Raw genomic sequence first — 12,668 nt, 5'->3', positions numbered from 1 at the left:
AAGAGCATGAATCTCGCTGAATTTCGCAACCGTGTCACCGGCACGTTGATCGTTTCCGCGCAGGCGCCGGACGGTCATCCGCTGCGTGATACCACCACCATCGCGCACCTCGCCGCCGCCGCCGTTCAGGGCGGGGCGACCGCGATCCGCTGCGGTGGTTACGGCGGCCTTGAAGATATTCGAGCTGTCGTAGATATGGTCGATGTTCCGGTCATAGGTTTGACCAAGGAGGGCACCACCGGCGTGTATATCACACCGACGGTGGCTTCCGCACGCGCTGTCGCACGGGCCGGGGCGACCGTGGTGGCGGTGGATGCGACGCTGCGCCCGTGCGCCGATGGTTCCAGTTTCGCGGACAAGGTCGCCGCGGTCCATGAGGAAGGCGCGCTGATCATGGCCGATATTGCCACGCTTGAAGAGGCGATCGCCGCGCATCGCGATGGTGCCGATATCATCTCCACCACGCTCGCCGGCTACACCGAACATCGCCCCAAAACCCCCGGCCCCGACCTCGAACTGGTTTCCGAAATCCGCGCCGCGCTTGGGCCGGACGTGTTCCTGACCGCCGAGGGCCGCTACCACACCCCGGAGCTTGCTGCCGAAGGTTTGGCGCGCGGCGCCGACGCGGTCATCATTGGCACCGCGATTACCGACGTCGCGTTCGTCACCGCCCAATTCGCCCACAAGGTTGAAGAGGCCGCACGATGATCAGTTTGCGCGGAGCAGCGGTCACCCCCACGGGTGTCGTGCCCGACGCCATAGTCACGGTGTCGGGGGACCGCATTGCAAGCGTCCGCCCGGCCACCGACGCCGACGCTGCTGCGGGGGAGCGTTTCGCCTGGATTCTGCCTGGTTTCGTGGATATTCACAACCATGGCGGCGCCGGCGGGAGCTTTCCGGATTCGGATCTTGCGGGTTGCCGCACGGCGGCGCGTCACCATCGCGCCCACGGCACCACAACCTTGCTGGCATCGTTGGTGTCCGCGCCCGGCGCCCACCTCGTGCGGCAAACCGCCGTGTTGGCGGATTTGGCGGACGAAGGCGAGATCGATGGCGTGCATCTAGAAGGCCCGTTCGTAAACAAGTGCCGCTGCGGCGCCCAAGACCCGGCCGCGATCATTCCCGGTGATCCCGACCTGCTTGCCCGCGTGGCGGAGGCTGGGCGCGGCTGGTTGCGTTCCGTGACTTTCGCCCCGGAAACCGCACACGCATTGGAACTAGTGAACGTGTGTTCGCACTACGGGATGGTGGCCTCCCTCGGCCATACCGACGCTGATTTTGATACCACCCTTGCCGTCCTCGAGCATGCGGAGCGACTTGGTGTGACTGTCACAGCAACGCATCTGTTTAATGCGATGCCGCCGATCCATCACCGCGTCCCGGGAGCTGCCGCCGCCATGCTCGACGCCGCCGCGCTCGGCCGCATGGTGGTCGAACTGGTGGCCGATGGCGTACACTTGCACGACCGTACCGTGGACCTCGTGTGGGACACGGTAACCCCCACCAATGCGGTGTTTGTTACCGATGCAATGTCCGCCGCGGGCATGGCTGATGGTGCCTACGAGCTGGGCGATCTCCACGTCACCGTTACCGGCGGGATTGCCCGCCTGACCACTACGGATGGCACCCAAGGGTCCATCGCCGGTGGCACTTCGCGGTTGTTGGAGCAGGTGCAGCGCCATATCCGGCGCGGTCGCGATATTGCGCAGGCTGCGGCGATGGCGGCTACCACCGGCGCAAAGGTCCTGGGTTTGGCCGATCGCGGTAGCATCGTCGCGGGCAACCGCGCGGACCTTGTGTGTTTGGATGCCGACCTCAAGTTGGCAAAAGTGTTGTGGCGCGGCGCTGAACCGCCGTCGGCCCAGTAACCCGAAACGCCTGGAAGGAGGCCCTCCCACCATGGAGATCATTATCAAGCCCACCGAGGCTGATGTAGCTAGCCTTGCCGCTGATATTTTTGTTCAATACCTGAATCGGGAGAGCGTGACCCTTGGTTTGGCCACGGGTTCCACGCCGCTGGCGTTGTATCGGGAGCTGATCCGCCGCCACCGCGAGGAGGGGTTGAGCTTTGCCCATGCCCGCGCCTTTTTGCTCGACGAGTATGTGGGGCTGGCGCCGCAGCATCCGCAGAGTTACTACCGCACCATCCGCGACGAGTTTACCGCGCATATTGATATCGACGACGCGGAGGTCAAGAGCCCAGACGGCCTCGCCGCCCACCCCGGGGAGGCCGCCATCGCCTATGACCAAGCGATCGCAGCGGCCGGAGGCATTGATATTCAGCTGTTGGGAATTGGTACCGATGGCCACATCGGTTTCAACGAGCCGGGTTCTTCCCTGGTGTCCCGCACCCGCCTGAAAACCCTGCACCCGCAGACCATTCGCGATAACGCTAGGTTTTTCGAATCCGCCGCTGATGTTCCCATCCATGTGCTGACCCAAGGGCTGGGAACCATCACGGAGGCGGGTCGGCTTGTCCTACTCGCCACCGGCGAAGGGAAGGCCGCCGCGATCGCCGCTATGGTCGAAGGTCCCGTCACCGCTTTTTGCCCCGCTTCGGTATTGCAATTGCACCCGCACGCGACCGTGGTAATCGACGAAGCCGCCGCCAGTAAGCTGCAATTCGCCGAATACTATCACTACGCCTACGACCATAAACCCGCCTGGCAACGCCCTTAACCGCAGTTCCCGATCACGGCACCGGCTCCTCCGGATAGGCTGCACGCAACCCATCGATCTAGGTGGTTGTGTGCAACCTATTGCTGCTGGGGTGACTTGGGGACCGAAATCGGCCAATGGTTTGCTGCGCTCAGACAGATTCGACATGTCGGCCGTCGGTTGGTGGTGTTTCCGCAAGACGCCGAACCCGCCCTGTCAGATCTGCCTGAGGCAGATGTGGCGGGGCCAATGGTTCGGGAACATTTGACCTTCATCGTCTGGGAATCTTCGCCGGCCCCTTTCTGCCGGATAGGTTGTGTGCAGCCGTTGACCTGCGATGGTCCGGAATTTCTTCATTGGGGCGCGCAACGAAGAATAAAAAGACGATTTGCAGCGTTTTTGGCCAAGATTCGTCCGGAATTTCTTCGCTAGACCCCCGAATGAAGAATAGAAAGACCAGCCCAGGTCGACGGTTGTGCACAACCCATCGGCGGCGTGATGTGGAGGGGTTGAAGCGGCTGCCGAGCTCCGCGCTGAGTCCCGCGCTCAGGCAGATTCGACACGTTGGGGTGCGCGGGCCGGTGTTTCCGCAGGAGCGCACAACGGCGGTGTCAGATCTGCCTGAGGCAGATTGGCGGGGCCGATGGTTCGGGAACATTTGACGCTACTCGTCTGGGAATCTCCGCCGGCCCCTGCCTGCCGGATAGGTTGTGTGCAGCCGTTGACCTGCGATCGTCCTGAATTTCTTCATTAGGGAGGTTAACGAAGAATAAAAAGACGATTTGCAGCGTTTTTGGGCAGCGTTTTTGGGCGAGATTCGTCCGGAATTTCTTCGCTAGACCCCCGAATGAAGAATAGAAAGACCAGCCCCAGGTCGGCAGTTGCACACAACCCATCGGAGGTGTGATGTGGAGGGGTTGAAGCGGCTGCCGAGCTCCGCGCTGAGTCCGCGCTCAGGCAGATTCGACACGTTGGGGTGCTCGGGACGGTGTTTCCGCAGGACGCCGAACCCGCCTTGTCAGATCTGCCTGAGGCAGATTGGCGGGGCCGATGGTTCGGGAACATTTGACCCTCATCGTGCGGAAAGGCCTCGTTAGGTCCAGCCGTGCCCATAACCATCAGCCGGCAGCGGAGGTTGCCCATAACCCACAACCCATCAGCCGGCAGCGGAGGTTGCGCATAACCCACAACCCATCAGCCGGCAGCGGAGGTTGCGCATAACCCACAACCCAACGGCACCTCAGGATTTCGGCGGTGCGGTCAGGAGTTGTGCAGGTATTCGGTGTTTGGGTTGAACATGGTGGCGCGCAGGGCGGCGGCGGCAGCCGCGCGCAGGCAGATCAGCCGCCAAGCGTCGGTTTCCGCGGCGGAGGTTTCTGCCAGCCAGAACGCCACGCTGTCTTGTTCGAGCGCGGCGGCGAAGCCCGTCGGGTCTGCGATGGGATCGTCGATTACGTATCCGGGCGCTGGCGCCGGCACTCCGTCCTGCACGAGTTTGCTCAGGTCCTGGGCGTTTTTTCGGTGCTGCTCGACGGTTTCTTCCAGCTTCGCCTCGGTGCCGGCGTTGTCCCGGGCCGCGGCCACTTCTAGCGCGTAGGCGTTGGCGTATTCGTGGTCGATGCCTGCGCGGAGGCGTTCCACATCGTGGGGGGTGGTGAGTTCCGCTTCTTTGGGCAGCTCCGGGCTGGTCAGGGCGAGTGTGGCCAATTCGGCGTAGTGTCGAGCAAGTATGATGACGGATTCGTGCGGGACGTTGTTGATGTCGGCTTCGATGGTGTGCATGGCGTCGGCAAGCACCTTGGCGGAGTCGCGTTCGTCGTTGGCCGCGGCGTCGATAGTCGGGAGCGTGCAATTCGGCGGCGTGGAGCCGTCCTGCAAGGTGCCGCACAGGCGGTAAATTTCCGTCTCCAAGTCTGCCTTGTGGCGCTTGCGGACGTCCGTCACGTTGTCCAAATGGGTGGCTTCGGCGTCATGCGCGGCGGAGCGGTACACGTTGGAGAGCGGCTCGTTAGCGGTGACATTGGCGCCAAAGGAGCAGGCGGTGAGCAGTGCGACGATCAGCGTGATAAAAGCGGGACGTTTCACATCGCCAGAGTCTACCTCGCGCTAAGCTCGTCGCTATGGCTTTTCCTACCCCTGAAACTCTGCGCCCACTCGTCGAACCGATCGTGTCCTCCCGCAATATGGATGTGGAGCGCGTGCGTGTCAATCGGGCCGGTTCCAAGTCCGTTGTCGCCATCGCCGTGGATTCGGACGCGCACCCGGACTTGGACGCGCTGGAGGGCTTGTCGCAGGAAATTGGGGAGGCGTTTGATCGTGCGGAGGAGGCGGGTGTGGTATCGTTCGGCGCTGGGTACACCTTGGAGGTTTCCACTCCTGGCGTTGATCACCCCCTGACCCTGCCGCGTCATTGGCGCCGCAACGTTGGGCGTATGGTAGCGCTTACCGACGCCGCGGGGGCCGTCACCCGAGGCCGCATCGGCGCGCTCAACGCGGACGGGGATCACGTAATCTTGATCACGAGGAATGGGAAGCAGCTTCAGGTTGCCCCGATCGAATTAGCTGCCGTTGCTAAGGCAGTGGTAGAAGTAGAGTTCGCAGAAATCCCAGCGGCTGAACGTCAGCTCGCTGCAGCCACATACGAAGACAGCCTTGCAAGGCGAGAGGACTACAAGTGAACATTGATGTCAATGCACTCCGGGCGATTGAAGAGGAAAAGGGCATCAGTGTCCGAGACCTTTTGACTACGATTGCCAGCGCATTGCTTCACGCGTACCACACGCATCGTGGGAGTGACCCGCACACGCGCGCTCGTGTAGACATCAACCCTGAGGACGGTGCGGTCCGTGTGATCGTGACCGAACTCGACGCCGACGGCAATATCGAATCCGAGTTCGATGACACGCCTCGTAGTTTCGGCAGGATCGGCGCCGCCGCCGTCCGCGATGCAATTGTGAAACGCCTGCGGGAGGCGGAAACCACCAAAGCCTTCGACTCCTATGTCGGCTACGAAGGCAACGTGGTGTCCGGGGTGGTGCAGGCGGATGCCCGCGCCTGGGAGCGCGGCATCGTGGTGGTGCAATTGGGCACCGAATTGGAGGGGCAGGACGGCGTGCTGCTGCCCGCCGAACAGATCCCGGGGGAAAAGTTCAAGCACGGCGATCGCGTGAAAAGCTTCGTCGTTGGGGTGAACAGGGGCCCCCGCAGCCTGCAAATCAACCTGTCCCGCACGCACCCGGAGCTTGTGCGCAAATTGTTCGAGCTGGAGGTGCCGGAGGTTGCCGATGGCTCTGTGGAAATCATGAGCATCGCCCGGGAGGCCGGGCACCGCAGCAAGATCGCCGTGCGGGGAACCGTCAAGGGTTTGAACGCTAAGGGTGCCTGCATCGGTCCGCGCGGACAGCGCGTATCAAATGTTATGCGGGAGCTGAACGGGGAAAAGATCGATATCATCGATTATTCGGACGATCCAGCCACATATGTGGGTAATTCCTTGGCGCCGTCTAAGGTAGTGCGCGTTGAGATTGTGGACGCGGACCAGCAGATTGCCCGGGTGACCGTGCCGGATTACCAATTGTCCCTGGCCATTGGGAAAGAGGGGCAGAATGCGCGCCTCGCGGCACGCCTTACTGGTTGGAAGATCGATATTCACTCGGACGCCGAATAGGTTCCTATTAGCCGTTCGAAGGAATCTGGCGTAGACTCTTATAAGGCCCGAGCTTGGGTTCATTCAGTAATGGTGACGGAGGAGCAGTAACACACGTATGGCATTCAGCCCAGAACATCAGGTAGCTTCTGGCGCGGCCACTCGTATCCGTACATGCATTGCTACTCGGCGGCGTTGTCCTGATAGTGACATGCTGCGCGTGGTCCTTGATCCCGAACAGCCCGGTGTGGTGGTGCCCGATCCGGGGCGTCGCTTGCCGGGGAGGGGTGCTTGGATCACACCAACAATACAAGCTCTGGACTTGGCTGAGGCACGTCGTGCCTTTGGCCGCGCGTTACGGGCAACCACAGCCGTGGATGCCGGACCCGTGCGGGAATTTCTCATGGGTCACACCGAACTAGAAACAAGAAAGACCGAACACTGATGAGCCCACGATGAAGCATCAGCGATGAACGTCAACGCAAACCCGTAGAAGATGAAGGGCCTTCACTTCTGCGGATAAACCCCAAGGAGTAAAGTGCCCGGAAAGCTACGTGTACATGAGCTTGCAAAGAAGCTCGGTGTAACCAGCAAAGAACTCCTCGCCACGCTGAAGGAGCAAGGCGAGTTCGTAAAAACAGCATCTTCCACCATCGAACCTCCCGTGGTGAAGAAGATGGAACATCATTACGCTGCGCAGCAAGGCAGCGTTGTAACTGAAGCAAAGCCGAAAGCCGCCCCGAAGCCTGGCGCCCCGAAGCCGGCGGCACCCAAGCCCGCGGCGCCAAAGCCGGGGCCGAAACCGGCCGCCCCGAAACCGGCAGCGCCGAAGCCCGCGCCGAAGCCTGCGGCTCCTAAGCCTGCCCCGAAACCGGCAGCGCCCAAGCCAGCGGCACCCAAGCCTGCTCCGAAGCCCGCAGCCCCGAAACCGGCGGCCGCGGAGGCTCCCAAGCCGGCCCCGATGCCGCGTCCGATGGCAAAGCCCGGCCCCAAGCCGGGTGGTCGCGTGCCGCGCGTGGCCAATAATCCTTTCTCCACATCCAGCTCTCCCACCCCCGCACCCCGCCCCGGTGGCGGCAGCGGCGGCGGTCCGCGCCCCGGTGGCGGTCCCCGTCCTGGTGGTGGCCCGCGCCCGCAAGGCGGTCAGCGCCCCGGTGGCGGCGGACGCCAACAGGGTGGTTCGAAGACCGGTTCGAGCGGTGGCGGCGGTCGCCGTCCCACCCCGTCCATGATGCCGAACCATCCGAGCCCCGGGCAGATGCCCGCAAAGGCATCCGCATCCGGTGGCGGCGGCGGACGCGGCCGCGGTGGTAACGGCGGCGGTGGCTTCAACCGCGGTAGCGGCCCAGGTGGCGGCACCGGTGGAGCCGGTGGCGGTTCGCGCGGCGGGCGTCGCGGCGGTACCGCAGGTGCATTCGGTCGTCCCGGTGGCGCTCCGCGTAAGGGGCGCAAATCGAAGCGGCAGAAGCGTAACGAGTACGAGGCAATGCAGGCTCCCAATGTTATCGGTGGCGTGCGCTTGCCCGACGGCGGTGGCGCTACCTTGCGCCTGGCGCGCGGGGCGTCGTTATCCGACTTCGCCGAGAAAATCGGCACGGAGGCCGCGGCGCTGGTGCAGGCCCTGTTCAACCTTGGCGAAATGGTCACCGCAACGGCTTCTGTATCCGACGAAACGCTGATGCTGCTCGGCGAGGAAATGAACTACAAGGTAGAGGTCGTTTCCCCCGAGGACGAAGACCGCGAGCTCTTGGAAAGCTTCGACCTGCAATTCGGTGAGGACGAAGGCGACGAAGACGCGCTGGTCAAGCGGCCGCCGGTGGTTACCGTTATGGGTCACGTCGACCACGGTAAAACCCGCCTGCTGGACACCATCCGCAAGACCAATGTCGGCTCCGGCGAGGCCGGCGGCATCACGCAGGGCATCGGCGCCTACCAAGTGCCGGTGACCATCGACGACGAACGCCGCCTGGTGACCTTCCTGGACACCCCCGGCCACGAGGCGTTTACCGCCATGCGTGCCCGCGGCGCCAAGTCCACCGACATCGCCATCCTCGTGGTGGCCGCCGACGACGGTGTCATGCCGCAGACGGTGGAAGCCATCAACCACGCCAAGGCCGCCGAAGTGCCGATCGTGGTGGCGGTAAACAAGATTGATAAGGAAGGTGCCGCGCCGGATAAGATCCGTGGCCAGCTCACCGAATATGGTCTCGTGCCGGAAGAATACGGCGGCGACACCATGTTCGTGGATATCTCCGCCAAGCAGGGCATCAATATTGAGAAGCTGCTCGAAGCCGTGCTGCTGACCGCGGACGCCTCGCTGGAATTGCTGGCCAACCCGGATATGGACGCCCAAGGCGTGGCCATCGAGGCGCACCTGGACCGCGGCCGCGGCCCGGTAGCCACGGTGATCGTGCAGCGCGGTACCCTCCGCGTCGGCGACTCCATCGTGGCCGGTGACGCCCACGGTCGCGTGCGCCGCATGGTGGACGAATACGGCAACGACGTGGAAGAAGCCGGGCCGTCCCGCCCGGTGCAGGTCCAAGGCCTCAACAGCGTGCCCGGTGCAGGCGACAACCTGCTCGTGGTGGAAGACGACCGCGTGGCACGCCAAATCGCCGACAAGCGCAACGCTCGGAAACGCAATGCGCTCGCCGCGAAGAGCCGCAAGCGCGTGTCTCTGGAAGATCTGGATGCGGTGCTGAAGGAAACCAGCACGCTGAACCTGATCCTGAAGGGCGACAACGCCGGTTCCGTGGAAGCCCTGGAAGAGGCATTGCTGAAGATCCAGGTGGACGACGAAGTGGCACTGAACATCATCGACCGTGGCGTCGGTGCCGTCACGCAGACCAACGTGTCGCTGGCAGCCGCCTCCGACGCGGTGATCATCGGCTTCAACGTCCGCTCCGAAGGCAAGGCCACGGAAGAGGCCAACGCCGAGGGCGTGGAAATCCGCTACTATTCTGTGATCTACCGTGCCATCGAGGAAATCGAGTCCGCGCTGCGCGGCATGCTGAAGCCGATCTACGAAGAGCGCGAAGTTGGCCGTGCGGAAATCCGTGCGATCTTCAAGGCGTCCGCAGTGGGCCTTATCGCGGGTTGCTTGGTGGAATCCGGCAAGGTGCGCCGCAACGCCAGCGTCCGCTTGGTGCGCGACGGCAATGTGGTCGTGGAAAAGGCGAACATCGATTCGTTACGCCGCGAAAAGGACGATGTCACCGAGGTGGCGGCCGGTTACGAATGCGGTATGGTGCTGTCCTACCCGGACATCCAAATCGGCGACATCATCGAGGCTTACGAATTGGTTGAGGTGCCGCGCACCTAGGCTGTGTGCTGGGTCTGGGCGGCTGGCTGCGCAGACTGGGGAACCTCGGTTTCGGGCTGCAATTTGGCAGTCCGAGCCGGGGTTTCTTCGGTTTTTCGTTCCAATTGCGTGGTTTTCTCTGCATGCTCCGTCGGCCGCCGCCTGCCTTGATAGGTTGTGTGCAGCCGTTGACCTGCGATCGTCCTGAATTTCTTCTTTAGGGTGGTTAACGAAGAATGGAAAGACGAGCTGCGGCGTTTTTGGCCAAGATTCGTCCGGAATTTCTTCGTAAGGTCCCCGAATGAAGAATAGAAAGACCAGCCCCAGGTCGGCGGTTGTGCACTACCTATCGGAGGCGTGATGTGGAGGGGTTGAAGTGGCTGCCGAGCTTCGCGCTGAGTCTCGCGTTCAGGCAGATTTGACACGCCGGGGTGCTCGGGACGGTATTTCCGCAGGAGCGCACAACGGCGGTGTTAGATGTGCCTGAGGCAGATGTGGCGGGGCCAATGGTTCGGGAACATTCGACCCTCATCGTCTGGAAAGCTCCGCCGGCCCCTGCCTGCCGGTAGGTTGTGTGCAGCCGTTGACCTGCGATCGTCCTGAATTTCTTCATTGGGGTGCTTAACGAAGAATAAAAAGACGATTTGCAGCGTTTTTGGGCGAGATTCGTCCGGAATTTCTTCGTAAGACCCCCGAATGAAGAATAGAAAGACGAGCCCAGGTCAGCGGTAGTGCACTACTAATCGGTTGGGGCGATTTGCGGCCACTGGAGCCGCGTCACTGGAACCGCGCCACTGGAGCTCAGCCGCGGGGCCCAGCCAACAAGCCCAACCAACAACCCCAACCAACAACCCCAACCAACAACCCCAACCAACAAGCAACATTCACTAAGCTTTGCGGTATCACGTAGCCTGTATGAATGATCACTGAGAGGTTGTCTGATGCGACGCGCGCGATTATTGGCGCCGTCGCCGTTCTGATTGCTGTGTTGGTGGGGTGGTTGGTCCGGTGGGATTTGGTGGTCCACGGCGACAATAAGGTCCTGGAGGAATTCATCGAATCGCGCGACCCGGTAACCACGGTGTTTATGCGTTCGATCACGCTGTTATTAAACCCGCTGTATGCCACCGTGTTGGCCGTGTTCCTAGGCGCTCTTGTGTGGTGGCTTACGCGGAGTCGCTGGCTGGGAGGCTATGTGGTGGCGTGTGTGGCCGGGGCGTCGGCAATCACGCATTCGTTGAAGTTGTTGGTGCGCAGGGAACGTCCGCCGTTGATCACGCAGCTGACCACGGAGCAGGATTATAGTTTCCCTTCTGGGCATACGACGGCGGCCGCGGCGTTTGGGGTGTCGTTGATTATTGTGGTGGGGGCGGTGGTGCGTAGTAAACGCCTGTGCGCGCTCACGTGGCTGCTGGGCGCGGCGTTTGTGGCGGCGATTGCGGCTTCGCGCTTGTACCTGGGTGTGCATTGGTTTACGGATGTGGCCAGCGGTTTCCTTATTGGCTCGGGGAGTTCGTTGGCGTTGAGTTGGATGGTTACGCGGGCGGGCGTGGGCGCGGGGGGTTTGCCGCAGGAGGCGCTGGCGCGGCGGGGTGCGCTGGCGCGAACTACCAGCATGTAAGATGGTCGGGGACATCGAGGAAGTATTCTAAGCTGGAGGTTCGTCATGGTTGATCATGCACGTGCGGCGCGTATGGCTAAGCGCATTTTAACGATCGTTGCCAATGCTATCGAGCTGGAGATCAAGGACCGCCGCTTGGAATATGTGACCATTACTGATTGCAAGGTTACCGGCGATCTGCATGACGCTACTGTGTTCTATACCGTGCGTGGGAAGACGGTGGATGCGGAGCCGGATATGCAGGCTGCGGCGGAGGCGTTGAAGCGTGCGCGCGGCCAGTTGCGCAAGATTGTTGGGGATCAATTGGGTGTTCGGTTTACGCCCACGCTTGCGTTTGAGGTTGATACTGTGCCGGAGGCTAGCGCGCATATGGAGGCGTTGTTGGCTAAGGCCCGTGCGCGGGACGAGGAGCTGCGGAAACTTGCCGAACATGCGCAGCCGGCGGGGGAGGCTGATCCGTATAAGCATCCCGAAGAAGAGCTCTGAGTGGCGATGCAGTGGGCTGCGGCGGCCGAACTGATTAGCGATGCGCGGCGGATTGCGGTGGTGGGGCATATCCGCCCCGACGCCGATGCGATTGGCAGTGTGTGCGCGGTGGTGCTGGCGTTGGAGCAGCTGGGCAAACACGCCGTTGGCTTGATCGGTGAACCGAAAAGATTTTCGGAAAATTTATTAACGATTCCAGGGGCGGAGCGCATTGCGCAGGTCACCGAATTGCCGCTTGTCGACGCCGTGATTACCGTCGATTGCGCAACCGTCGACCGCGCCGGTGCTTGCGCGCCCGCCATCGCGACACACGAACGGGTGTTGGTGGTGGATCATCACGCCTCCAATCCGCATTTTGGCAGCGTGAACTTAATTGACTCGGCGGCGGAGTCGACCACGGTGATCCTGGCGGAGTGGTTTTCGTACTTAGGTGTGGAAATCACCCGGGAGATCGCACATGCGTTGTATGCCGGGTTGGCCACCGATACGGGCAGTTTCCGGTGGGGCAGGCCGCAGATGCACGAATTGGCGGCGGAGCTCATGCGCAAGGGGGTGGATGTGCGCCAGGTGGCCATCGACCTGCTGGATGTGCGGCGGGTTCCGGACGTGATCCTGTTGGGCACCGTGCTGTCCCAATTGCAGGTGGAGCCCGCCGGCGATTTTTCCCTGGGCGTGGTGTACGCGGATTACGAAACTATTTGCGATTACCCGGTGAACTCCGTGGAGGGCATCGTCGAGTTTGTGCGCGCCTTGGCCGGGGTGGATATCGGCGTGGTGTTTAAGGAATACACACCCGGCGAATGGGCCGTCTCGTTGCGTTCCATCGCGGTGAATGTTTCCGATATCGCCATCGGCCTGGGCGGCGGCGGCCACGTGCTGGCCGCGGGATACACGGCTTATGGCACCGAGGCTGAGGTGTTTGCCCAGCTGAAACGGTATCTTGAGGCCCTGTAGTA

Annotated in this window: 11 protein-coding genes; 10 read left to right on the top strand and 1 reads right to left on the bottom strand. The window is 62.2% G+C overall.

Going from position 1 to position 12,668, the window contains the following annotated elements:
• Positions 1-6 precede the first annotated feature (6 nt).
• From CCANI_RS08545 to nagB, 3 genes are read left to right on the top strand one after another with little or no spacing between them, the layout of a single operon-like run.
• Positions 7-708, top strand: a complete 702-nt coding sequence (locus tag CCANI_RS08545) for an N-acetylmannosamine-6-phosphate 2-epimerase (RefSeq protein ID WP_146323764.1) — start codon at positions 7-9, stop codon at positions 706-708.
• Positions 705-1,868 carry an N-acetylglucosamine-6-phosphate deacetylase gene (locus CCANI_RS08540; protein WP_146323763.1) on the top strand — a complete coding sequence of 388 codons (1,164 nt, stop codon included), beginning with the start codon at positions 705-707 and terminating at the stop codon, positions 1,866-1,868. Before CCANI_RS08545 ends, CCANI_RS08540 begins: the two co-directional genes overlap by 4 nt.
• A 31-nt stretch (positions 1,869-1,899) precedes the next feature.
• Entirely contained in the window at positions 1,900-2,679 is a 780-nt protein-coding gene (gene nagB / locus CCANI_RS08535; protein ID WP_146323762.1) for a glucosamine-6-phosphate deaminase, read from the top strand.
• Positions 2,680-3,918: 1,239 nt separating this feature from the next.
• Here nagB and CCANI_RS08530 read toward each other — a convergent pair.
• Positions 3,919-4,743 carry a DUF4439 domain-containing protein gene (locus CCANI_RS08530; protein ID WP_146323761.1) on the bottom strand — a complete coding sequence of 275 codons (825 nt, stop codon included), beginning with the start codon at positions 4,741-4,743 and terminating at the stop codon, positions 3,919-3,921.
• Between the two features lie 35 nt (positions 4,744-4,778).
• Here CCANI_RS08530 and rimP point away from each other — a divergent pair, with 35 nt between their 5' ends.
• From rimP to CCANI_RS08495, 7 genes are all read left to right on the top strand, one after another.
• Positions 4,779-5,336, top strand: coding sequence for a ribosome maturation factor RimP (gene rimP, locus CCANI_RS08525; protein WP_146323760.1), 558 nt, complete (start codon positions 4,779-4,781; stop codon positions 5,334-5,336).
• A complete protein-coding gene (nusA, locus tag CCANI_RS08520; RefSeq protein ID WP_146323759.1) occupies positions 5,333-6,325 on the top strand; it encodes a transcription termination factor NusA in 993 nt (330 codons plus the stop codon). The genes rimP and nusA overlap by 4 nt, the downstream gene beginning before the upstream one ends.
• A 97-nt stretch (positions 6,326-6,422) precedes the next feature.
• A complete protein-coding gene (locus CCANI_RS08515) occupies positions 6,423-6,749 on the top strand; it encodes a YlxR family protein (RefSeq protein ID WP_146323758.1) in 327 nt (108 codons plus the stop codon).
• A gap of 93 nt (positions 6,750-6,842) precedes the next feature.
• Positions 6,843-9,626 (top strand): translation initiation factor IF-2, encoded by a 2,784-nt coding sequence (gene infB, locus CCANI_RS08510; RefSeq protein WP_146323757.1) that lies wholly within the window; start codon positions 6,843-6,845, stop codon positions 9,624-9,626.
• Between the two features lie 898 nt (positions 9,627-10,524).
• Positions 10,525-11,226: a phosphatase PAP2 family protein gene (locus tag CCANI_RS08505; protein ID WP_146323756.1), complete on the top strand. Its 702-nt coding sequence runs from the start codon at positions 10,525-10,527 to the stop codon at positions 11,224-11,226.
• Between the two features lie 45 nt (positions 11,227-11,271).
• A complete protein-coding gene (rbfA, locus tag CCANI_RS08500; protein ID WP_146323755.1) occupies positions 11,272-11,712 on the top strand; it encodes a 30S ribosome-binding factor RbfA in 441 nt (146 codons plus the stop codon).
• Between the two features lie 6 nt (positions 11,713-11,718).
• On the top strand, positions 11,719-12,666 hold the full coding sequence (locus CCANI_RS08495; RefSeq protein ID WP_186750131.1) for a DHH family phosphoesterase: 948 nt from the start codon (positions 11,719-11,721) through the stop codon (positions 12,664-12,666).
• Positions 12,667-12,668 lie beyond the last annotated feature (2 nt).

Origin of the sequence: Corynebacterium canis, from assembly GCF_030408595.1 — a bacterium.
Taxonomy (GTDB): domain Bacteria; phylum Actinomycetota; class Actinomycetes; order Mycobacteriales; family Mycobacteriaceae; genus Corynebacterium; species Corynebacterium canis.
This window is presented reverse-complemented; position numbering and strand designations above follow the sequence as displayed.

Bases quoted from the DNA above. Each gene is read 5' to 3' on its own strand.
- CCANI_RS08545 (WP_146323764.1), top strand. From the start codon at position 7: ATGAATCTCGCTGAATTTCGCAACCGTGTCACCGGCACGTTGATCGTT.
- CCANI_RS08540 (WP_146323763.1), top strand. From the start codon at position 705: ATGATCAGTTTGCGCGGAGCAGCGGTCACCCCCACGGGTGTCGTGCCC.
- nagB (WP_146323762.1), top strand. From the start codon at position 1,900: ATGGAGATCATTATCAAGCCCACCGAGGCTGATGTAGCTAGCCTTGCC.
- rimP (WP_146323760.1), top strand. From the start codon at position 4,779: ATGGCTTTTCCTACCCCTGAAACTCTGCGCCCACTCGTCGAACCGATC.
- CCANI_RS08515 (WP_146323758.1), top strand. From the start codon at position 6,423: ATGGCATTCAGCCCAGAACATCAGGTAGCTTCTGGCGCGGCCACTCGT.
- CCANI_RS08505 (WP_146323756.1), top strand. From the start codon at position 10,525: ATGATCACTGAGAGGTTGTCTGATGCGACGCGCGCGATTATTGGCGCC.
- rbfA (WP_146323755.1), top strand. From the start codon at position 11,272: ATGGTTGATCATGCACGTGCGGCGCGTATGGCTAAGCGCATTTTAACG.
- CCANI_RS08495 (WP_186750131.1), top strand. From the start codon at position 11,719: ATGCAGTGGGCTGCGGCGGCCGAACTGATTAGCGATGCGCGGCGGATT.